Origin of the sequence: Ruminiclostridium papyrosolvens DSM 2782 (assembly GCF_029318685.1) — a bacterium.
Taxonomy (GTDB): Bacteria; Bacillota; Clostridia; order Acetivibrionales; family DSM-1351; genus Ruminiclostridium; species Ruminiclostridium papyrosolvens.
Genome location: NZ_CP119677.1, coordinates 596226 through 619646 on the forward strand (window position 1 = coordinate 596226; position 23421 = coordinate 619646).

Annotated in this window: 24 protein-coding genes; 21 read left to right on the forward strand and 3 right to left on the reverse strand. The window is 36.0% G+C overall.

From position 1 onward, the window contains the following. The first annotated feature begins 17 nt into the window (after positions 1-17). The 5 genes from P0092_RS02840 (at position 18) to P0092_RS02860 (ending at position 1696) form a co-directional block, all read left to right on the forward strand. Positions 18-281 (forward strand): hypothetical protein, encoded by a 264-nt coding sequence (locus tag P0092_RS02840; RefSeq protein ID WP_004620694.1) that lies wholly within the window; start codon positions 18-20, stop codon positions 279-281. A gap of 2 nt (positions 282-283) precedes the next feature. Next, positions 284-400, forward strand: a complete 117-nt coding sequence (locus P0092_RS02845) for an XkdX family protein (RefSeq protein ID WP_004620693.1) — start codon at positions 284-286, stop codon at positions 398-400. Between the two features lie 75 nt (positions 401-475). Next, the gene (locus P0092_RS02850) at positions 476-880 is read left to right on the forward strand and encodes a phage holin family protein (protein WP_004620691.1); all 405 of its coding nucleotides are present in this window, start codon (positions 476-478) and stop codon (positions 878-880) included. Next, positions 873-1571 carry a D-alanyl-D-alanine carboxypeptidase family protein gene (locus tag P0092_RS02855; protein ID WP_004620689.1) on the forward strand — a complete coding sequence of 233 codons (699 nt, stop codon included), beginning with the start codon at positions 873-875 and terminating at the stop codon, positions 1569-1571. Before P0092_RS02850 ends, P0092_RS02855 begins: the two co-directional genes overlap by 8 nt. Next, entirely contained in the window at positions 1568-1696 is a 129-nt protein-coding gene (locus tag P0092_RS02860) for a hypothetical protein (RefSeq protein WP_004620687.1), read from the forward strand. The genes P0092_RS02855 and P0092_RS02860 overlap by 4 nt, the downstream gene beginning before the upstream one ends. A gap of 40 nt (positions 1697-1736) precedes the next feature. Here P0092_RS02860 and P0092_RS02865 read toward each other — a convergent pair whose 3' ends face one another. Further along, complete coding sequence (locus tag P0092_RS02865) at positions 1737-2240, reverse strand: hypothetical protein (RefSeq protein WP_004620686.1); 504 nt, start codon at positions 2238-2240, stop codon at positions 1737-1739. 96 nt (positions 2241-2336) lie between these two features. On the opposite strand from P0092_RS02865, the gene P0092_RS02870 reads away from it, so the two are divergent. The 8 genes from P0092_RS02870 (at position 2337) to tnpC (ending at position 9230) form a co-directional block, all read left to right on the forward strand. Next, entirely contained in the window at positions 2337-2621 is a 285-nt protein-coding gene (locus P0092_RS02870; RefSeq protein WP_051132024.1) for a DNA adenine methylase, read from the forward strand. A gap of 167 nt (positions 2622-2788) precedes the next feature. After that, positions 2789-3835, forward strand: coding sequence for a hypothetical protein (locus P0092_RS02875; RefSeq protein WP_004620682.1), 1047 nt, complete (start codon positions 2789-2791; stop codon positions 3833-3835). A gap of 152 nt (positions 3836-3987) precedes the next feature. Further along, on the forward strand, positions 3988-5007 hold the full coding sequence (locus P0092_RS02880; protein WP_004620679.1) for a S1C family serine protease: 1020 nt from the start codon (positions 3988-3990) through the stop codon (positions 5005-5007). Between the two features lie 78 nt (positions 5008-5085). Continuing rightward, the gene (locus P0092_RS02885; protein WP_004620677.1) at positions 5086-5652 is read left to right on the forward strand and encodes a sigma-70 family RNA polymerase sigma factor; all 567 of its coding nucleotides are present in this window, start codon (positions 5086-5088) and stop codon (positions 5650-5652) included. Next, a complete protein-coding gene (locus P0092_RS02890; protein ID WP_004620675.1) occupies positions 5645-6631 on the forward strand; it encodes a DUF4179 domain-containing protein in 987 nt (328 codons plus the stop codon). The genes P0092_RS02885 and P0092_RS02890 overlap by 8 nt, the downstream gene beginning before the upstream one ends. Before the next feature lie 374 nt (positions 6632-7005). Beyond that, positions 7006-7368, forward strand: a complete 363-nt coding sequence (tnpA, locus tag P0092_RS02895) for an IS66 family insertion sequence element accessory protein TnpA (protein ID WP_004619598.1) — start codon at positions 7006-7008, stop codon at positions 7366-7368. Beyond that, positions 7361-7717, forward strand: a complete 357-nt coding sequence (gene tnpB / locus P0092_RS02900; RefSeq protein WP_276187059.1) for an IS66 family insertion sequence element accessory protein TnpB — start codon at positions 7361-7363, stop codon at positions 7715-7717. The genes tnpA and tnpB overlap by 8 nt, the downstream gene beginning before the upstream one ends. Before the next feature lie 94 nt (positions 7718-7811). Beyond that, positions 7812-9230, forward strand: a complete 1419-nt coding sequence (gene tnpC, locus P0092_RS02905; protein WP_276187060.1) for an IS66 family transposase — start codon at positions 7812-7814, stop codon at positions 9228-9230. Between the two features lie 46 nt (positions 9231-9276). Here the strand turns inward: tnpC and P0092_RS02910 are convergent, their stop codons facing one another. After that, on the reverse strand, positions 9277-9714 hold the full coding sequence (locus P0092_RS02910) for a hypothetical protein (RefSeq protein ID WP_004619002.1): 438 nt from the start codon (positions 9712-9714) through the stop codon (positions 9277-9279). Positions 9715-9895: 181 nt separating this feature from the next. Here P0092_RS02910 and P0092_RS02915 point away from each other — a divergent pair, with 181 nt between their 5' ends. The 6 genes from P0092_RS02915 to P0092_RS02940 all read left to right on the forward strand — a co-directional run bounded on the left by P0092_RS02915 (position 9896) and on the right by P0092_RS02940 (position 17443). Continuing rightward, on the forward strand, positions 9896-10279 hold the full coding sequence (locus tag P0092_RS02915; protein ID WP_004619001.1) for a nucleotide pyrophosphohydrolase: 384 nt from the start codon (positions 9896-9898) through the stop codon (positions 10277-10279). Between the two features lie 3 nt (positions 10280-10282). Further along, complete coding sequence (locus tag P0092_RS02920) at positions 10283-12685, forward strand: DNA/RNA helicase domain-containing protein (RefSeq protein ID WP_004619000.1); 2403 nt, start codon at positions 10283-10285, stop codon at positions 12683-12685. A gap of 268 nt (positions 12686-12953) precedes the next feature. After that, positions 12954-13262, forward strand: coding sequence for a hypothetical protein (locus P0092_RS02925; RefSeq protein ID WP_040758658.1), 309 nt, complete (start codon positions 12954-12956; stop codon positions 13260-13262). Further along, positions 13246-16389, forward strand: a complete 3144-nt coding sequence (locus tag P0092_RS02930; RefSeq protein WP_004618998.1) for a DEAD/DEAH box helicase — start codon at positions 13246-13248, stop codon at positions 16387-16389. The genes P0092_RS02925 and P0092_RS02930 overlap by 17 nt, the downstream gene beginning before the upstream one ends. Positions 16390-16392: 3 nt before the next feature. After that, positions 16393-16779: a (deoxy)nucleoside triphosphate pyrophosphohydrolase gene (locus P0092_RS02935; RefSeq protein ID WP_004618997.1), complete on the forward strand. Its 387-nt coding sequence runs from the start codon at positions 16393-16395 to the stop codon at positions 16777-16779. A gap of 10 nt (positions 16780-16789) precedes the next feature. Then, a complete protein-coding gene (locus P0092_RS02940) occupies positions 16790-17443 on the forward strand; it encodes a hypothetical protein (protein ID WP_004618996.1) in 654 nt (217 codons plus the stop codon). 86 nt (positions 17444-17529) lie between these two features. Here the strand turns inward: P0092_RS02940 and P0092_RS02945 are convergent, their stop codons facing one another. Continuing rightward, positions 17530-18483: a transposase gene (locus P0092_RS02945; RefSeq protein ID WP_081580244.1), complete on the reverse strand. Its 954-nt coding sequence runs from the start codon at positions 18481-18483 to the stop codon at positions 17530-17532. A 1201-nt stretch (positions 18484-19684) separates the two neighbouring features. Between P0092_RS02945 and P0092_RS02950 the strand changes: the two genes are divergently transcribed. Both P0092_RS02950 and P0092_RS02955 read left to right on the forward strand, forming a co-directional pair. Beyond that, on the forward strand, positions 19685-21016 hold the full coding sequence (locus tag P0092_RS02950) for a family 43 glycosylhydrolase (protein ID WP_004618995.1): 1332 nt from the start codon (positions 19685-19687) through the stop codon (positions 21014-21016). An 83-nt stretch (positions 21017-21099) separates the two neighbouring features. Continuing rightward, entirely contained in the window at positions 21100-23304 is a 2205-nt protein-coding gene (locus P0092_RS02955; protein ID WP_004618994.1) for a dockerin type I domain-containing protein, read from the forward strand. Positions 23305-23421 lie beyond the last annotated feature (117 nt).

A 23421-nucleotide genomic window follows, 5' to 3' on the forward strand; every position in this document is an offset into this window, starting at 1 on the left:
GTTAATGGGGGTATTATATGATTATTATAAAATATACAACAGAGGAAGAAAGACAGCAAATTATTTCTGACAGAACAAGTCAAGGATGCACATTAATTGAAGTCCAGAATATAACAGAAGGTAATTTTCTTGGATTTTTAGAACCTAATGAAACTTTACCTGAAAATGCTAAAACTGAGACTCAAAAATTACAGGATATGATTGACACGCTGATAATGGACAATTTAAATATGCAGGCACAAATAGACACTTTGATTACATCAAATTTACAGGAGGTATAAGCATGTTTGAAAGGTTGAATTATTTATACAGTATAGAAAAGGTAACAGCAGAACAACTGGATATTGCGGTATCAAAGGGATGGATAACCGCCGAGGGAAAAATGAAGATAATAGGATAATATCACGACCTAAAAGGGAGTCATTTATTTGGCTCTCTTTTTGTTTTACAAAAATACATCGGGGAGGACAAATATATGTGTAAATTCAGCATAAATACTTTAGTAGCATTGGTTGCAACAATTTTTACATGGCTTTTTGGTACTTGGGACTTAGCTATATCGGTACTAGTTACTTTCATAGTACTTGATTATTGTACAGGGCTTATTAAAGGATATGTACTAAAGAAACTCAGCAGCGATATTGGGCTAAAAGGACTGGCCCGTAAAGCAGTAATATTTATCGTCTTGATTGTAGCTGTTTCACTAGACAGGCTTTCAGGAAGCGGACAATGGGTATTCAGAACTTTAGTCTGTTATTTTTATATTGCCAATGAAGGGTTAAGCATTATTGAAAACTGTGCTCAACTGGGATTGCCAATACCACAAAAAATAAAAGAAGCCCTAATTCAATTGAAGGAAGGAGGAAAGAAAAGTGAATAGTGTTAACTTTAAATACCAGGATGAAACAGCAGTGTATCCAAAGCTGATTAATGCAGTAAATATTTTGTGTGCTACAAAGGGTAAAAGTTGCATCTGCACCTCTGGTTACAGGAGTATGGAAAAACAAAAAATTGTAAATGCACAATCTTTACAATGTCATAAAGGAGCATACCAAAAACCAGACGGGTCAGTTTGGACAAGTGATGGCAAGTGTTGGGCTGCTGCTTACGGTAAATCAAATCATTGCTATTGCATAGCCATGGATATAACAGATAGTTGGTTTCAGGCCATTAATAATGCCGAATTAAAAAAGTATGACCTTGTTAAACCAATGAGCTATGAGCCATGGCATATACAGCTGCTTGAACATAACGGATTGAGCCAGAAACAAAAGGAAGCAATCAGGGACAGTGTACTTAAGGGGGTAAATGAAGAAATGGAAGTAAAAGAATTTCAGTCAATGACCGGATTGACCGCAGACGGAGTGATAGGTCCTAAAACAAAAGACAAGGCCAAAGAGATTTTAAGGGTTTGCCAGAATATCCTTGGGAATGATTATAGCACTGCCAAGGAGGTTATCATGGCTACTCAATCCAGCCCGGTCATGTGGCTAGGACTGCTTAAAACAGTAAAATACTTTGACAGTTTCATTATGAATATTGTGAAAAAAATGGGGGGAGCTAGATTATGAAGGAAAAAATTGCAAAACTTATCGACGTAAAGACGATTGTAACTATTGCTTTGGTAGGAGCGGTGATAGTGTTTACAGCTAATAGCAAAATTGCCCTCAGAGATTTCCCTCTGAGGGCAAAATAATATCAAAAGCGTAAGCTTCTCGCTTTATTTATTATACTAACTAGGTCCTACGATAAGTAAGCGAATAATTGTATGTAGAAGAATAGGATGAGTCATGGGAGTGTACTCTTATATATGCCTTTTCACCTGGATTAAGTATGAAATATGTTGAATCCCTTTGACTTATCCCGTTGTCTTCAATGTTTTTATTAAGATACGAGATTTGTTTAGTCTCGTTATAAATTACAACCTGCATATCAACATTTGCACTAACGGGGGATTGCAAAGAAAAAGTATAAATGTAAGGTTCGATAGAGCTTGAGGGATTGTATACCATATAAAAATCAGAATCATTTGGACCATCTAGCGGGGTGGAATTTGTAAAAAAATTATTATTAACATCTGTTAGGTTGCAAGCAGTAGCTTCTGTATTAAACTGAAGGGCATCTGCATTTACTAGATTTACACCTGACAATAAAATTGAGACAACTGTCGCTAAAAGTAAAAGTTTTTTTGGCTTTTTCATTAGAATTCTCCTTTTTGAAATTACATTTTGGTTCTTCATAAACTACCTCCATTTTTGTATTTTATGCTACCATTTATTTGAAATTATAGTACAAACATACAAATACTGTCAACATAAAATGCAAATTTAAAGTTATTGCAACATAAAAAAACGAGCCGAGCTTTCTTTTATCTGGATTCGCCATATTACGGAACAGAAAAGTATTATCAGGCTGAATTCAAACCGGAGGATCATGAAAGACTTGCCAAAACCTTGAAAAGTATAAAAGGTAAATTCCTGTTATCATACAATGATTGTGAGTATGTAAGGGAACTGTACAAGGACTTTACTATTGAGGAAATTCAGAGGAATCTTAATTTATTGAATAGGTATGAGGGAAAGGAGAAGACGTATTGTGAGGTGTTGGTGAGGAATTATTGAGTTAATTATTAATAAAATTATATGTAATTGGTTAAATTATACCAAAAATACAGAAAATACTGAAAAAAATTAAATTTTGTGTTACAAAATTTTACAAATTTTACACATAATATAATGTAAACTTGGAAAAGTACGCGTACACTATTCAAATTATAGGAGATGATTTATTGAAATTTAAAAATTTAAAAAGAATTTTAGCATTAACATTAATGGTTACGATGATTAGCAGTAGCATGGTGTTTGCTGAGGAAGGCAATATTGAATCTACCAAAACCGATGTAAGTTCAAGTTCTAGTCTAAGCGATAAGGAGATAGCAATTAATAATTTGCTTAATGGTGGTTGGACGATGTCTGAAATTAAAGATTTGATTTCAGATTCTGAATTAACTAAATTCATAAACTTAAAACCGGTTAGAAGTGTTACAAAGTATTTAAAATTGGTTCATAAAAACAAAGATGTTAAGGAATCTAAAATAAAAAGTAAACAAAGTATACAAAACACTGATACTGATGAAGATGTACAATTTGTTGCGATAAGCGAGGAACAATGTAAATTCGAACTTGAACAAATCAAGGCTAATAAGAATAATTGTGATGGCTGTGTTAAACTATCTGACACAATGAGTAACACAGGTATGTTAAACTTAACGCCATTAGATGGCAGTAGAGACTCTAATTCATCAGATGGATACCTTACGTACACTATTTCAGCATGGTCTCAAGGTGGTGGTAAATATTTAATAAATTATCGATGGGAATGGCTAAAAGATCCTTTTTACACAAGTATTGATGTATTTGGTTTAGCACATGACCCGGGGCTTATACGTTCTGTAAAAGATCCAACTACATACGTATATAAATATGACTATTTTTTTAATGGATTTGCAACAGAGCATCAAGAGAATAGTCCGGAATCCATGAATCCTGATTCAGGAGGGGTTGTATATTCAACTAACCTTAAGGATAGCCAGACCGCAATGGTCGGAACGACTGTTTCCTGGTATGGGCATCATAGGGGATATATGAGTTACTATGTTAATAAGCAAAATCCAGCTATAAACCATGCATATATTTATGGATGTTACAAGCATCTCCAGAAAACATTAGAACCATCAGTAAGTATTTCATGGCCGATAAGTGCAAGCCTTTCGGTAACACCTAGTAGTGATTATGTTACTGAAACGCCAAATGCAGAACTTGATTTTGCTTGCTAATAACTAAATTGTATTGGATATATTTTATGGATAGTAGAGCTATAACATTTAGCTCTACTATTCATTTTACAGTATTATAATGCAAAGCGATATAGTTTGGCTATTATGATTTTTCTTTAATTAAACTTATGAACATAATTTCGGGGGCAAATATGAATTCTAAAAAGATATTTAATATTGTATTACTTTCAATTAATGTACTACTTCTCATTCTTTGTACGGTTTGTATATGTTATTTCACGAAAAGTATACAAACATTATCAGTTACTAATACGAGAGATGTTAATTTTCAAATAAATAAAATAAAGCAATCTGTTGTTAGTATTGTAGCTGGACTTAATAAGGATACAGGATTTAGGTCAGGAGATGTTGAAGTTGGTACAGGTTTTGTTTATAAAAGAGGTGGCTATGTAATTACTAATTATCACAATATTAAAGATAAGAGTTTTTTTATTATTACCTATGATAATAAAAAATATAGTGCTAATTTGATTTCCGGTGACGATAAGACCGATATAGCAATAGTCAAAGTGGAAGGTAAACAAGAATTAACACCAGTAAAATTTGGAAATTCTAAAAAATGTAATGTAGGGGACAATGTAGTTGCAATTGGGACTCCACTATCTGTATATTTGAAAGATACAGTTGTTACAGGGATTATAAGTGCAACTGATAGAATAGGATTTGGAAATTATAAGTTAATTCAAAGTAATATTGCTTCAAGTCCTGGCTTTAGTGGGGGGCCGCTTATTAATTCTAACGGAGAGGTAATAGGTGTTAACTCTTTTAAATCAACTGAATTTGGTAGTGAAGGACTTTCATTTTCTATCCCTTCTGAAAATGTACTTTTTGCAATTTCCAAATTGGAGGGAGATGGTAAAGTAAAGGTGCCATATATTGGAGTAAATTTTGCCGAAGATAATTTCACAAAGTATGGTATACCAAATGATTCTGGAATTGATATTAAAAGTATAGACCCAAATTCTCCTGCTAAGGAAGCAGGTCTGAAGGAAAAAGATAAAATTTTATCTATTAATAACATAAAAATATCAAACAAAGTTGAGTATAATGAAATACTTAAAGACATAGCAATCGGAAATGTAATTAGTATAAAACTTCTTAGAGATCAAAAAGATTTTGAAATTAAAATAAAAATTAAAGAATATCGATAAAAGAAAAAACCTTTTTATCCGCTAGATTGTCTAATTATAATGAGAGGTTAATTCTCTATAAATAAATGGGAGATATATATGACAGCTGTTGAATTAGAAAAGGTAAGAAATGCTATTAAGGGTAATAAAAATGCTTTTGCTGAATTAATGGATGAAAGAAAAAAGGACATATACAGAATAGCTTTCATTTATGTTAAGAATAATTTAGATGCGATGGACTTATTCCACGATACTGTATACAATGCTTTTGCTACGATAAAAAAGCTTAAAAACCCGGAATTTTTTAATACGTGGATAACAAGAATAACAATAAATTGCTGTATCAATTTTCTGAAGAAAAAAAAGAGAATAAATAAAAATGAGATTCAATGTATTGATTCAGATGATATATACCAATATTCAGATGGTACACCTGATTTGTCTGAAGTTCTTTCTTCAAATATTGACCTGATAGAAGCAATAGAAAAATTGGATATAAAGTTGAAGACAGTAATACTTCTTAAGTATTATCAGGATTTTACCATTAATCAAGTAGCTGAAATTGTAGAATGTCCCATTGGTACTGTTAAAACCAGACTTAATAGAGCGTTAAGCCTTTTAAGACTTGAACTGAAGGATGTTAAAGGGGGTAATTTTAATGAATAACTTCAAAAAACAATGCGAAGAAATACAGGTACCAGATGATATTGATTTTGTTTTAAAGAAAGCAATAAGAAAAGGAAGAAATGGTTTGATAACTAAAAGATTGATAACCTTTTCTATTGTGTTGTGTGTACTATTTACAAGTTTGATAGGTACAGGTTATGCATATCCTCCGGCGGCGGAAGCGTTTAAAAGTATACCATTTATTGGTTCTATATTTCAAAAATTTACTGATAATAATCTGAAAATTGCCAGCCTAAATGGATTGACCCACTTCCCTGAACAGCAACAAACTAGGGATGGTGTGACAGTAACTCTTAAGGAATATTATTTTGATAGAAGCAATTTTAATTTCGGCATAGTAGTAAAAGGAAGAAATCCATATAACTTTGAAACCCATTTTACATTGTATTATAATAACAAACCCTTAAATAAAGGTAGCGGTGGAGGAAGTACTGAAATCACAAAAGACAGTTTTTACAGATTAACTGAAATGTCTTTAACAGAGACGCCTCCAGACAAATCCACTTTAAAACTAGTTGGGACTGATAACACCGGAAAAATTAAAAAGTTTGAGTACGATATACCCATTGACTACAGTAAAGTGGACCCTTTAACCACAGAAATTAAATTAATGAAAAATATTAAACAGGGAAATAGAACGATTATAGTTAAAAATATAATTTTTACTCCGGTTGCAACAACTATAAGCTACGAGTATACCTGTCCAAAAGACGAGCACTATAGTATGCAGTTATTTAATGAAAATGGAAGATTAGTTCAATCAAAAGGTAACGTTGGGTCGAATGTAGTTAATGGAGATTTCACAACGTACTCATCTATTGCAACTTTTGATTCTTTAAATACTGTGCCAGAACACTTGACTCTAAATATAATAGATTCTAGTGAAAGTAAAATATTAGATAATGTAAAAGATATTTTGTTGAGTACGAAATTAGATTTGAAGACGATTGAAAAGTAATTATTGATACTTATTAACCACGCCTATACCCACTTATATCCGTTGTTATCTTTGACTGGTACGGTTCGCCTCCACCACAATTTGTATGAAAAGCCTGATTTATCAGGCTTTTCAGCGTTTTACAAGTGACAAAATGGACACTATTTTGAAGAAAAATTTCAAAATTAATGTCCTTTTTGTTTTTTAGAGAAAAGCTATGGAATACCCCCCTACATTGCTGCAATTAACTTCTTAACTGTAAGTGGTAAACCATGAGTACCTCGACTGAAGGCATCTGCCATGTGATAATTACTCCTGAATAGTTTTAGTTACAACTTTAAATACTTTTAGGAGTTTTTAAAGCAAACTTGTTGAAGTTTCAAGGAGAATTCATTATGGATGCACAAAAATCAACTCATAAGTACCGACTTTCTCAGTGGGCTCCCATTATCCATGCATGCCGCACTAGCGGAATGTCTGTAAAGGCATGGTGTCAGGAAAACAGCATTAACGAAAAACAGTTTTTTTACTGGCAACGTAGAGTTCGTGAAGAAATCAGTTCATTTTCTTCTGAATTACCGGTAGCCAAACAGAATACAGCTTTTATTCCACTTAAAGTGTTGGACAGCAAAACGTGTACCGATAAATATTTTAGTCCTGATATGGTTCTATGTATTGGCAGCTCTCGCCTTGAACTTTCAAATCAAACATCACCGGAGTTGCTTGCCAATATATTAAAGGTGCTGGGACATGTTTAATGATGCAACCGGTTTTGATCAAATATACATTGCTTGCGGATATACCGACCTTCGCTGCGGAATTGATGGTCTTGCAGCCATTGTCCAAAATGAATTTAAGCTTAATCCATTTCAAAACACTCTATTTCTCTTTTGCGGGAGAAAAACAAATCGCATAAAGGCTATTTTGTGGGAGGGAGATGGATTTGTTCTTCTGTATAAACGTCTGGAAAGCGGACGGTTTCAATGGCCTCGTAGTGAAAAGGAAGCAAGATGTATCACATCCAAGCAATTCAGATGGCTTACTGAAGGATTATCTATTGATCAGCCAAAAGCAGTGAAGAAATCGTTTCCCAAGCATATTTTGTAGTGGATAAAAGCAGGAATTTGTGAGGATTGTCCACAGATTTCAGCAATTCCCTTTTTGCGCTGTTCATGGTGTTTTTTGTATGTATGATAGTTCTATGGATAAAAAATACTGTGTAAATGAATTAACTAAATACAGCAAAGCAGACATAATCAATATGTTCATCTCCTTACAGAGTGATAAGGAAAAACAGGATACAAAGATGCAGGAACTGAATCAGAAGATGGATCTGCTTTTTGAACAGTTAAGTGTATCAAAACAACACCGGTTTGGACGTTCCTCCGAAAAAATGAAGTTTGAAGATCAAATGGAGCTCTATTTTAACGAAGCTGAAGTTTTAGCTGCTGAAAAAGTTCCTGAACCAGAGCTGGAGGAAGTATGCCCCAAAGCCTATAAACGGAAGAAACACAAAGGAAAGCGTGAAGAAGATCTAAAGAACATTCCTGTTACAATCATAGAGCATACACTATCTGAAGAGCAGCTTAGATCAACATTTGGTGAAAAATGGCGCCGTCTTCCTGATGAGGTATACAAAAGGCTGGCTCTTCACCCTGTCCAATTCGAAGTAGAAGAACATCATGTGGCGGTTTATTGCGGAAATGACAACCAAACCATCGTTAAGGCAAGTCGGCCAACCGACTTGCTTCGAAACAGTATTGTCACTCCTTCACTGGAGGCAGCCATCCTAAACTCGAAGTACATCAATGCACTTCCATTAAACAGGATTGAACAGGAATTTGCCAGAAACGATGTAATGATTTCAAGACAAGTAATGGCAAACTGGACTATCCTTTGTGGAGAGAGGTATTTATCACTTTTATATGACCGTTTGCATCAGGAACTATATAAATGCAAGGTATCACAAGCGGATGAAACCCCTGTGATTGTATCCAAAGATGGTAGAGCGACAGGATCAAAAAGTTACATGTGGGTATACCGTACAGGAAAGATGTATAATGCTCCGCCAATTATACTTTATGATTACCAGCGAACCAGAAACAGCAGCCATCCAAAGGATTTTTTAAAGAAATACCAGGGTGTATTGGTAACGGATGGCTACCAGGTATATCATCAATTAGAAAAAGAAGAATCCGGGATAACGATAGCGGGCTGTTGGAGCCATGCCAGACGACGATATGCTGATGTGGTTAAAACCATGGACAAAGAAGCTGCAAAAAGTACACTTGCATATGCTGCATTGAGGCAAATTGCCATGATCTACAAAATCGACAATGATCTGATAGAACTTACACCGGAAGATCGGGTCGTACAACGGCAGCTACTTGTAAAGCCACAAGTGGAGGCTTTCTTCGCATGGATAAAAAACCATAAACAAGAAGTGGCATCACAGTCAGAAACGGCAAAGGCCAATAATCTTAAGCCATATGAGTATTTTAAATACCTACTGAAGGAAATACCCCAGCATATGGATGACAAAGACTTAACTTTTTTAGATAAACTGCTTCCATGGTCAGATCAACTGCCGGAACAATGCAGAAAGCAAACTAAGCAGTAAATTCAGCCGCCTATATGGCGGTTTTTTTGATAACTGTACTCATGGTTTACCGCTTACTCTTAACTCCTACCATATTTATCGCTCTTCTTATGTTATAGGCAAGGAAACTAAGCCCCAGTTCCGCTGATGCTTTCTCTTTACCCTTACATAACAGATAATAGGCTCCATGATACCACTTAACAGTTCCAAAAGGGTGTTCTGACAGACACATTCGTTCTTTTATCTTTGCGATATCTTCTTTTATTCTAAGAACTACCTTCCTTGGGATATAATCTTTACGATCAAGGGTGTGATTAAATGGACTGAGAGGTATGTCGGCTGGCACAGGGTTAAGCTTAATACTAGGACTTCCATACATACGCACCGGAACATATTTTGTTTTAGGCCCAAAACTGACCGTTTTAGGGCTTTTCCCTCCGGTACATCTGTTCGGGCATTGTCTGCAGGCCTCCTTACTCCCGTAAATGGTATTCTTACCTCTCATTTTAAGCTTCGCTAGAATTTTTCCAATTGGACAGGTTCCTTAAGTTCACGACATTGCCCGTTTTACGGGTGGTTTTGACTAAAAGATCATTTGTTATTGCAGTAAACTTTTGTTGACTAAGGATTTGTAAAGAAATAAAATAATTGGTAAATATAAATTATATAAACTTAAGGTGAATCGTATGAGCTCAAATACAAATGATTTAGATAAAAAAACATATATTAGTGAATTGAAAGATGAAGTTAAAAAATTTTGTGAAAATAGAGACTGGGATCAGTATCATAGTCCCAAGGATCTTGCGGTTGCAGTAATTACAGAGTCTTCAGAATTATTGGAGATTTTTAGATTTAAATCTGATTCAGAATGTGAAGAAATGCTTAGGGATGATTTGAAGAGACAAAATATCGCTGATGAACTATCAGATGTTTTATATTTTCTATTGAGGTTTGCCCAAAGGTATAATTTTGATCTAACATCTGAATTTTTAAGGAAAATGAGATCAAATGAGGAAAAATATCCTGTTAACAAGTTCAAGGGTTCAAATAAGAAGTATTCGGAGGGCTAATAAGTGAGACTATATTCAGGAACGACTGTACAATTTGTTAATGATAATATTCAAAATCAAATTGCAGAAAAGCTTAGAAGAAGTTTTTATGATTATTATGGTTTTAATCCGAGCATAGGAGAGGTTCATTCATGGCAGAATTCGTTAAAGGCATTTTCACAGACGGTTCAGTATTCCGGACTTGATGATCATGGTATTATTTTAGAATATCAGCTCCCTCTGACTTCCAAAAGATTGGATTGTCTTATATCAGGAAGAAATGTAAATGATGAAGATAATGCTGTAATAGTGGAGCTTAAGCAATGGGAAAAGTGTGAGTCCTCTGATGCTCAGAATGAAGTTTGTACATGGATAAATGGAGCCCATAGAGACATTTTGCACCCATCCGTGCAGGTTGGGCAGTACAGGCTATATTTAGAGGATACTCATACAGCATTTTATGATGGAGCAAATCCAGTACAGCTTCATTCCTGTGCGTATCTCCACAATTACCACTTCCAGGCTGATGATGCTATTTTTGATTCCAAGTTTCAACAAGTTATAAGTGAGAATCCAGTTTTTACTGCAAATGATGTTGACAAACTAAAAGATTATTTACAGAAAAATTTAGGCAGAGGAAATGGACTGGAAGTTCTTAAAAAGATTGAGCAAAGTAAATATAGAGCAAGTAAAAAGCTTATGGACCATGTTGGAAATGTAATAAAAGGTAATTCGGGTTATATATTGCTGGATGAACAAAAGGTTGTTTTTGATAGGGTTTTTGCAGAAGCGACACGAGGCTTTCATGACAAACAAAAATCAGTAGTAATTGTTAAAGGTGGTCCTGGAACCGGGAAATCAGTTATTGCAATAAATCTAATGGCAGACTTACTCCTAAAGGGATATAATTCTCAATACGCTACTGGGTCACGTGCATTTACTGAAACTCTGAGAGATGTTATCGGAAGGCGAGGATCAGTTCAATTCAAGTATTTCAATAGCTATATGCAGGCTGAAAACAACGAAGTGGATGTGCTTATTTGTGATGAGGCCCATCGAATTAGAAAAACAAGTAACAACAGGTTTACTCCAGCATCAAAGAAATCAGATTTGGCTCAAATTGATGAGATTATCAGAGCGGCAAAGGTTAGCGTATTTTTTATAGATGATCGACAAGTAGTTCGCCCAGATGAGATCGGCTCAGTTGATTATATAAAAGAAAGTGCTTCTGCTCATAAATGTAAAATAATAGAGTTTGAAGAGCTAGAAACCCAATTTAGATGTAATGGCTCTGATGGTTTTATAAATTGGATAAATAATACGTTGGGTATTAAAAGAACGGCCAATGCAATCTGGAATCAGAATGAAGAAACCTTTGATTTTAGGATATTTGATTCGCCGGAAAGCTTGGAACAAACCATTGTTGAGAAAAATAACCAAGGTTACAAAGCACGTTTAACCGCAGGATTTTGTTGGAATTGGTCTGAAGCAAAAAACGATGGGACTCTTGTAAATGATGTAGTAATTGGCGACTTTTCTCGGCCGTGGAACGCAAAGCCAGAAGCTAAAAAGCTTGCAGCTGATATTCCGAAAGCGACTTTGTGGGCACATCATCCTAATGGCCTAAATCAAGTAGGCTGTATCTATACAGCACAGGGGTTTGAGTTTGACTATGTAGGAGTAATCTTTGGGGAAGATCTGATCTATGATCTGGAAAAACAGGGATGGTTCGGCAATAAGAGTAAATCTGCTGATAATACAGTAAAAAGATCAAAAGAGAATTTTATTGATCTTGTAAAAAATACATATAGAGTACTTATGACTAGGGGAATGAAGGGGTGCTATGTATATTTTATGGATAAGAGCACTGAGTTGTACTTCAAGTCTAGAATTGAAAAAAGTACTTTGAAAGGTGAATTTATTCATATAGTGCCAGATCAAGAAACAAATGGTATTTTGGAGGAAATCAATGACAATAGAAAATTTAAGGATTTTTTACCTGTTTATTCATTAAAAGCAGTAGCAACAAACTTTATTCGAGAAGAATATGTAGAACAGCTCGGCTGGATGAAAGTAAACGAACAACTGAAATTAGGAAATGATATGTTTATAGCACAGGTGGTTGGTAGGTCTATGGAGCCTACTATAAAAGACGGTGCTTTCTGCGTATTCAGATTTGAAAGGGGAGGCTCTAGAAATGGCAAGGTAGTGCTTGTTGAATCACGTCATGTATCTGATCCTGAGTCATTACAAAGCTATACAATAAAGAGGTATCGAAGTAAAAAGGTTTATCAAACAGATGGTACGTGGATACATGAAAAAATAATATTGTCCCCTGACAATATTGATTTTGAGGATATAATTCTAGAAAATGTAAATGAAGATGAGTTTAAAGTTGTTGCAGAATTTATAACTGTTCTGGATTAAGATTTGAGCTTTAAATTTCAAAAAAGAGTTACTTCGACAGAATATTGAATAAAATAGATAAGCAGGATAGGTCTTAAGTGAAGAAATCGTCCTTATTGTTAACGTACTGCTAGAATATTTTGAGTGGTTAGAAATATTATGGAATAAAATTAATCTTCTATCCAAAAAACTGGAGAATTTGAAACGGGGTATATGTTTAAATTTAGATAGAACTAAACTTGGTATAATTTAATATAAAATTCCACATATGCAGCAACTGGGGCGTGGAATGAGGAAATGTGAAGGTAAGGAATATCTTATGGTATTTGATTTCATTGATAATGCGAATATGTTCAACACGCCATACTCAATTAATAGATTGCTGAATATCAAGGAATACAGACCAGGACAAATGGTACTGGCTCCACAAAAAAAGATGGAGCTTGACAGAGATTTGCTGGCTAAAGGAGAAAAACCGGAGATTGAATTTGTTGAGTTTAACAAACATGTGTTAAAGAAGCTTACAAAAGAAGATATTAGCTGGATAAAAAAGCATTGTGACGAAAAGTTGGAGGCATATTATGGGCGATACATTTAAGCTGTCTTTTGGTATATATGAGCAGGTACTCAATCAAATAATTTCTGAAAAACTACTAGTGGATTCTGAGGATGAGCCGGTTCTGGAAAATATTGATGAGGAAGAGGCTTCAAAAGTACTCTCTAAGTACATATCGGAAGTAATAGAAAAAGGTCTTGCAAATATTAAAGACAGTGGCGGAGGAATTCAAAAGCAAATACAGTTATGTAATGGCCTCATTCAACACATAGTTGAAATAACCGATAGTGATCATTACACTGACCTTACCATAGATAATCAAGCGAAACTGCTTGTAGCTCTACTGAAAAAGAAAGATTCTATTCATGCGGTAAATGAAAAGGTCGATATTATAAGACCTAAGACATCTATAGCTCAGAGTTCCTTGTTTACAGGAGCTCTACATGAGCCAAGCATATTCTCTGAGTTTAAAAAGGAAATATTGTCCTGTGACAGAATAGATATGTTGGTTTCTTTTATCAAATGGAGCGGACTCAGGCTTATTATAGATGAATTAAAGGAGTTTACGGCAAAAGGACACTTAAGAGTTATTACTACTTCTTATATGGGCGCAACAGATGTGAAAGCAATAGAGGCATTGGCACAACTTCAAAATACCGAAATAAAAATTAGCTATGATACCAAACGGACAAGACTGCATGCAAAGACCTATGTTTTTTACAGGGACTCTGGCTATAGCACTGCTTATGTGGGCTCATCAAACTTATCTAACGCAGCAATATCAAGTGGTCTTGAGTGGAATGTTAAAATAACTGCAAAGGATTTACCTGATGCAGTCAATAAAATAAATGCTACTTTTGAAAGCTATTGGAATTCTGAGGAATTCGTTTCATATTCAGAGGGTGAAAAGATCAGGCTTGAAAAAGCAATCAAAGCCGAAAGAGGCAACAACGCCGAGACATCAATATTTGGGTTTGATATTCACCCTTATCCATATCAGTCTGAAATACTGGAAAAGCTTGAGGCAGAAAGGGAAGTAAAAAGGCATTACCGCAACCTGGTTGTTGCAGCCACAGGAACTGGAAAAACGGTAATATCGGCATTTGATTACAAACACTTTTTTTCTAAAAATAAGGGTAAGCCTTGTAGGTTGCTTTTTATAGCACATAGAGAAGAAATTCTAAAGCAGAGCATGTTATGCTTTAGAGCCATATTAAAGGACGCAAACTTTGGTGAATTGTATGTGGGCAGTTATATTCCGGAAAGTATTGATCATTTATTTATCTCTATCCAAACCTTTAACTCTAAAGAGTTTTATAAATATACTACCAGAGAGTTCTATGATTATATAGTAGTCGATGAGTTTCACCATGTAGCAGCGCCAACATATCAAATACTACTTGACTATTATCAACCTAAAATATTGCTTGGTTTGACAGCGACCCCGGAAAGAATGGATGGAAAGAGTATTATTGAATATTTTGATAATCGGATAGCTGCTGAAATAAGACTTCCTGAAGCAATAGATAGGAAGCTGCTTTGTCCATTTCACTATTTCGGAGTAACAGATAATGTGGATCTACAGTCTATCCGCTGGAGTAGAAATGGATATGACAAAAGCGAACTGGATAAAATATTAACCGGAAATGACATGAGAGCAAAGCTCACAATAGATGCTATTAACAAGTATTGCACAGATGTAAATGAAATTAAAGGACTGGGCTTTTGTGTATCGATTGACCATGCGCAATATATGGCTGAGATATTTAGCCAGTTCAATATCCCATCTTTATGTTTAACTGGACTCTCAGACGAAAAAGCTAGAGAATCGGCAAAAAGAAACCTAATTGATGGTGACATCAGGTTTATCTTTGTTGTTGATTTGTATAATGAAGGTGTGGATATTCCAGAGGTAAATACAATCCTGTTTCTTAGACCAACCGAGAGCTTGACAGTGTTTTTGCAGCAGTTAGGAAGAGGAATAAGGCTTTCTGAGAATAAGGAGTGTCTTACTGTACTTGATTTTATTGGACAGGCAAATGTGAAGTATAACTTTGAAGAGAAGTTCAAAGCTTTGTTAGCTAATACCACAAGAGGCATTCAAAGAGAGGTAAAAGATGGGTTTGTATCTCTCCCCAAAGGTTGTTTTATTCAATTAGAGAGAGTAGCAAGGCAATATATATTAGAGAATATCAGGAACGCAATTGGTTATAGAGCAAATCTTATTTCTAGAATTGCCACATTTGAGGAAGATTCGGGACAGAAGCTGACATTGGCAAACTTTATCGAGTTCTATAACCTTGATATTAAGATAATATATGAAAGAGACAGCTTTTCAAGATTATGTGAAATGGCTAATGTAGCGGCAGACTTTCAAGAACCGAATGAGGAATTGTTGAAGAAAGCCTTTGTTAGGGTTTGCGCTATTGACTCAAGGCGGTGGATAGATTTCTTACTCAATACTCTCCCCAAAATTGAGTTTGTCCAGTGGAATTCCTTATCAGTTGAAGAAAAGAAGTACATAGTGATGTTCTTTTATACTATATACCAGAAAGGCTTAGATGCTTGCGGGTTTAATAATTATCTTGAAGGGATTTCGAAATTAAGGAATAATCCAACACTTTACAACGAGCTTATCGAAATTCTCTATATATGTAAGGAAAGAATTGACTTCATTGATGAGCCTGTTCTGCTAGGTTTTGATAATGTGCTAGATTTGCATTGTTCCTATACAAGAGATCAGATCCTGGTTGCAATGGATTTTATGAAACCTAACACAGTGCGAGAAGGCGTGAAGTACTTATCGGATAAGGGGATAGATATATTTTTTATTACGCTTAATAAGTCCGATAAAGATTATTCTCCTACAACAATGTATAACGACTATTCAGAAAGTGAATATCTGTTTCATTGGCAGAGCCAAAGCACCACCGGTGAATCATCAAAAACCGGGCAAAGGTATATTAACCACAAAAAGCTTGGGAGCAAGGTATTGCTTTTTGTAAGGGAGTTTAAAACTGATACATCAGGAGCATTGCCATATACGTTTCTGGGACTTGCAGATTATGTGAAGCACCATGGAAGTTATCCCATGAACATCCTATGGAAGCTACACAAGCCAATACCTGCAAAATACATGAAGAAGACGAATAAGATGATAGTGGGGTAGTATATGATGGAAGTTACAGCTGCAATAATCCATGATGGAAACAAAATCCTTATATGCCAGCGTGCCGCAGATGATGAATGCGCCATGCTATGGGAGTTCCCAGGCGGTAAAAGAGAAAAGTGTGAGACCCTAGAAAAATGTATAATGAGGGAGATTCGTGAGGAACTCGAACTAGATATTAAGGTTCTAGGGGTTTTCACTACGAGCATTTATCACTTAAGAGGGAATCAAATCCATTTTACTATATATAATGCAGAGGTTATTGGCGGGATCTTAAAGCTAAACGTACATAATGCTGCAGAATGGGTAAGTGTAGAAGAAATAGGTGAGTACGAATTTATGCCGGCGGATATAGAATTTGTTGAAAAGCTATTGAAGGAATGGAAGTAGGGGGAGCTACATGATTGATAATTACTATGTCTACAAGAAAGAAGTGGATTGGTCTTTACTAAATCAGGGATTGAGCATTCCTTTGGATATACAAGTTATCTTTCAGAATAATATCAAAAAATTTATAGGCCGTGGTGAATCAAAGGATATCTTTCTTATACTTGATGGAGTTTCGTATAAAGTAAAACTTGTGAACCAAAAGTTTGATGAATCAAAGTATCCCAATCGTAAGAATATTCTTCAGATTAGGTATAATCCAAATAGCCAAATAGCTGATAAGCTCAGGCATAACTTTTCCTATACATACAGATATCTTTATGAACTAAGAAGTATTCTCGAAGAAAAACAAAAAAAGTATTTCAAAATTCCTGAGGATAATAAGGAATTCTTAGCGATATACACAACAGAGTACGCTGATACGTATCTTGTAGAGTGTATTACGCAGACAGAAACAGCAGAAGCAAGAACTCTTCTAGTACATGAAGATGAGCAGACTTATGAGGTTTCAGTTAATTATTCTGAGGTTAACCCAACAGCATCGATAGAAAGAATTCAACAACTCACAAAGATAAGAAAATTGAATTACTTACATAAGGCAATGATAGACTCTACATGCTTCTCTAAAGCCTATCTTTCCTGTGATATATTTTTCAACTATCATTAACTTGTCTTCATATGAAAACTTATGTTTAAATGACATAAAGAACTCCCCTCCAAGTATTCAAGTGTTTTATTATTTTACTTGTCTACCTAGAGGGGAGCATACCACTTTGCGATATCTTCTTTTATTCTAAGAACTACCTTCCTTGGGATATAATCTTTACGATCAAGGGTGTGATTAAATGGATTGAGAGGTATGTCGGCTGGCACAGGGTTAAGCTTAATACTAGGACTTCCATACATACGCACCGGAACATATTTTGTTTTAGGCCCAAAACTGACCGTTTTAGGGCTTTTCCCTCCGGTACATCTGTTCGGGCATTGACACGATTTTTTTGAGTTCTTTATTTCTTCCGTTATTTCTGTATCTTCATAGTCAATTGCATAAAGTCTTTCATGCTTATCATATTTTAAAGCAACGTTTGGAACTATTCCGTTCATTACACAGTTTAAAATATCCTGACGGCTTTCATAGCCTTTATCTGCTACTACCTCAACAGTTTCTATTTCAAGAATTTCCTTTGCATTTTGGGCTACTTGCTTAAGTAATCCCTGGTCGGTATTACGGTTGGTAACTTCATAGTCCGCAATTAGATGGCTACCCTTATCAACTGCTGTCTGAATATTGTAGCAACAATGGAATCCATCTTTACTGTGCATCCGGCGGGCTTCCGGCTCGGATTTATCTTCTTGATCCATGCGGTAGAGATAATCTAAAATATGTTCGTCAATTCTTTTCAGCTTCTTTTCAAGGATTTCGGCATTGTATGTATTATCTTTACTATTAACCGCCCTGAATTTTGAACCATCGATAGCCAAAAGCTCTTTTTGGTATAAGTCCAGTTTCATACACAGTTTGACAAAGGCACGGAAGGTGTTCTTTAAAGCCTTTGTGTTATCTTTGCGAAAGTCGGAGATAGTTCTGAAATCAGGGGTCAGCTTTTTTAGAAGGTAAAACAGTTCAACATTCCTTGTGCATTTCGGCATGAGCTTACGGCTTGAACGTATCCTGTTAAAATACCCATATACATAAAGATTGAGCAAATCCTTGGGATCATATGTGGGACGGCCTGTTCCTTTGGCGTAGCCCTTAAAAAACCTAATTGTAGAAGGTCGAGGCTTTCAACAAAAGCATCGATGACTCGACAGGGCTATTTTCTTCTATGTAATCTTCTACGCATTCGGGAAAAATTGAGATTTGGTGGCGGTCCTGGCCTTGTATGTACTTCATGGCTAACCTTCGGACGTATTCGTTTATTTACTTATATTATACCTCAAAAATCTATTGAAGAATTACACAAAATGGCTATTTCGCTGGGTTTGCAGATGGTTTGACCAAATAAGTACCAAAGTTTTGCGACACTCCTTTATTTATGTTCCAAAAACGTATAAAGTGCTTATTACAAGGCGTTCTGAGGTTTTGAGCATTCGTTACCATCAATTAATGAGAAAAATCTGTATAAAAAGTATTTATTTTTCAATAGTATATACAGAAATTTACAAAAATGCTCAACCTTTAGCTTTCCTGCCTCAGTTAAAATCCTAAGACGTGAGACAACCTCAAGTACAGGAGTACTTATGGATCGGAGCACCTGCGCAACATTGAGATTCAGATAAGAAACTACACGAAGAGGATACGAATCATGATTTGCTATAAAAAGGAGTCACAGGAGAAAATATTATTCCATAAGGGTTAAGCACATGATATACTAACAAATTGTAAAAAGGAATGAAGTTAAAAGATGGATAAAACTGGAACGTAAAGGCTTATCGAATTACCCGGAATATGTAGTAAACAAAATTTAGTTAACAGAAAAAATGAATTGAAAGTTATCTCGAATAGGGATGGCTTTTATGTTTGCTTTAAAAGCTCATAAGGCTAGGGTGTGACAATTCAAATTGGGTCGAAGTAAATGCGTATGGAAGCAGTTACAAAAAGTCGGATTTTTACAGTATAAATTACATGGTTTTTTCTAGTATTATTACAAAAATATGCATGTTAAAATATATAAGTATTTATATCGCGTTATTTCTGGAGGAATTACTACATACAGATAACAGACCCTGCCACAGCGAAAGTTCGAAAAGTCTATTTGGGTTCAAGTAAATGGGTAAAAGTAATTATTAAGCAAAGATATCTGATGTTATGTCATTTCCATTTAACATGTCTGTCTGTGCCATTAGATATGTGATAATTATGGAATATAATGGTATAACATAATAATATTTTAATGGAGGTTTTTATATGCCCAATCCCTATCTCCCGTTGTGGGAGTATATTCCCGATGGCGAACCTAGAGTTTTCGGCGACCGTGTATATGTTTACGGATCCCATGATAATGCAGGCTCAGACAAATTCTGTGACTACAAACTGAAGGTGTGGTCAGCGGCAATTGATGATCTAAGTAGTTGGACCTGCCATGGTCATATCTTCCATACGAGAAATGATCGCGATCATACATCGGATACCTTTTGGACAGATTGTGATCTTTATGCACCGGATGTAGTCGAAAAGGACGGAAAATACTATCTTTACGCATACATAATGAATGCAAAGGGATGTGTTGCGGTAAGTGATACACCTGAAGGCCCATTTAAGCTGATTTCACAATACAGGTACAATATCCCCAAGGGCAAGGAGAAGGACTGCTTCGGTAGAGGTTGGTTTATTGACCCTGGCGTACTTGTTGACGAGGATGGGAAAGTGTACATTTACTGTGGGTATGAGCGTTCGTTCGTTGTAGAAATCAATCCTGATAACATGTGTGAAATTATGGATGGAACATATCAGGATGATATTATTCCTATAGAAGAACCGTTTATGTTTTTTGAGGCCTGCTCTCCAAGAAAGATCAAAGATACATACTATCTCATCTATTCTCCGAGAACAGGCAGTAGGCTTGTTTACGCTACATCAAAATATCCAAAAGGTCCATTTGAATATCGAGGTGTTATTGTTGACAACGGCATTGATTATCCAGGTGGAAACAATCATGGTTCAATCTGTAATATTAATGATCAATGGTATATTTTCTACCATCGCATGACAAACGGTACAGTTATGTCGAGGCGTGCGTGTGTTGAGAAGATTGAAATAATGGCTGATGGAACAATCCTGGAAGTCGGAATGACGTCTCTCGGCTTTGAGGAATCGCTTTCACCTTATAAAATTACTCCGGCGGAAATTGCTTGTGTATTAAAAGGCGGCTGCTTTATAACAGAAAAGAATGTAACATTAAGGCCTATTACATCAATTACAAATGGTTGTATTATTGGCTATAAATTTTTTGATTTTGGTAAAGATTGTTCAAGCAAAACGATGAAATTTAGTGCCTTAATAAAAGGTACAGGGTGTAAGTCAAATATAAAGGTTCTAGTTGACCGTTATGAAAACGGAGAGGAAATAGGCATGTGTGAAATATGCCCTGATGATGGCATTTATAGTGCGGTTGTGAAGAATGTAACGGGTAGACATGCCTTATATTTTGTAGTTGAGGACAGCTTCGGAGGTTGTTTTACCGATATGTTCAAGGGCAGGCATCTGTTTGAGTTTGAATCCTTTGTTTTTATGAAGTAGGGATACAGCCTTTCCAGCTCATCTTCATTTTAGAGGCGTTTGAATATATACAAATTACAAATCCCCAAATTAGGAGGTAAAAAATGAAGAAAAAGTATCAAATCATCAGTACAATAATAAGTATAATGGCTATTTTAACGTTTCCTTTTTCAGTGTCACCGGTGAATGCTGCGAATACATCTGCTACAATCAACGTTAACGCTGGAACCGTTAGCTATACGATTCCGGATACTTTCTACGGATCTAATCTTGCTGCATGGACAGGGAATGAGGATGGAAAAGATTTACTCAAAAATGAATTTACGAAATCCACAAACCGCAAATTGTTTCGGTGGCCAGGAGGTTCATGGGGAGATGCCTACATCTGGGATGATATGGAGGTGGGTGGAAATAGCTGGGTTATAAGTTATGATGAATGCCTCGATTATCTGAATAAAATTGGAGGAACCATGCAACCGATTGTGAATTGCGGCGGTGTGTGGAATGGTGTGCAGCATACCAATGCAGAAGCAGTTGCAAAAGCAGCCGCATGGGTAAAAGACATGAATATTACCCGAAAGATGGGGATTAAATATTGGGAAATCGGTAATGAGATGTACGGCTCTTGGGAAGCAGGATATGCAGCAAACGGTAAGGAATACGCTCAGCGGTATTGTAATTTTTACAGAGCTATGAAGGCGGTTGACCCCACCATAAAATGCGGAGCAGTTGCTGTCGAGACTGAAGGTGGCTGGAATAATTGGACCCCGACTATGCTTTCTGAATTTAAAGCACAAGGAATTATCCCAGATTTTCTTACCATCCATTTTTATCCCACCATTAATCAGGCAGTTACTCCAGCGAATGACGCTACATGTTTAAAATCAGTCGACAGCGTCAAGGCATTTACTGACAACCTTAATTCAATGATTACTAAATATTTGGGTGCCGCATATGTTGGGAAAATAGAATATGCAATGACAGAATTCAGTTCTACCCCTGCAGACCATTTATATGTGGACGCGATGTTTAACTCGCAGATGTTTATGGAATGTGCCAAGAACAAATGGACCATAGCAAATCCTTGGATGGATGACGTCTGGTACAGAAATGGGTATGTCACGCCTACTTACTACATTTACCCCTTCCTTCAAAATAAATTTGGCCGCCAAATGGTAAGTGCAACTTCAAATAATTCAATGATTCGCTCCTATGCTGCCAAGGATAGTGACGGGAACTTAACAATGTTCATCGTGAATAATTCACCTACGGATACCACAACAGCTAGTATTGCAGTTTCTGGCTTTACGCCTGCCACCTCGGGTGAAAAGTGGGTGATAGAACCTGTTTATACCGGATTGGATAGTCAGATTCCCAATTCCACGGTTAACCAGGAATGGGATGACGTGAAAATTAATGGTGTAGTTCACCCTGATGCACGAAAAATAGATGAACAAGTTAGTTCGACAATCTTATCAACCGGCGGTTCATTTACAGTGAACCTTCCTGCAAGCTCCATGGTTTTCCTTAAACTATTACCCGAAGGGAAAACCCCTGTTCCTCATGCTGTAGTATCTCCTGAACCATTGGTGGTTTCAAATCCGCCATCAGCTACAGGGTCTATCAAAGTACAATATAAGTGCAGTGAAACAGGTGCTTCAGCAGGGGCGTCTCGTTTCAGTTTTAATGTTGTCAATACAACGGACAAGGAGGTTCCATTAACCGACTTGGTTCTCCGCTATTGGTATACCAGAGAAGGGCCGCTTGGTTGGGAATCATTTGCTTGCGACTGGGCAGAAAAACTCCCAATTACATCAGTGACCTCAAGATTCTTCAATATATACCGCTATATGGATATTAATTTCGCCTCCGGTATTATTCCTGCAGGAGGAAACTCTGGAGAAGTCCAGGTGAGATGGTATTATGGTGATACATCTAAGATGGATCAGACCAATGACTATTCCTTTTCTCCATCCATAACCAATTTAACGGATTATAAAAAAATGGCTCTTTACCGTAACGGGGAATTAATATGGGGTACTGAACCCGCAGGATTACGGCCGCCAAATTTATTAGAATCAACAATGGGTGAATTTAAGTACGGTGATGTAAATGGTGATGATGAAATAAACTCAATAGACTTTGCGCTATTGAAGAGTTACCTTCTTGGAAACATAATTGTGTTCCCTTCTCAAAACGGTTTAAAGGCTGCAGATGTGGATGGAAATGGGGAAATTAATTCAATAGACTATGCCTTATTAAAACAATACCTTCTGGGTGCTATCACCAAATTACCATATTCATTTTAAAGATCGTATGCTAATTAGATGGGAGGGAGTTGTATGTGTACATAGAAAAAAGAATTGCAGGAAGTTGCTTGAATTTCGTAATTGTAATTACTGAGAGGATTTCCATATATATTTCAG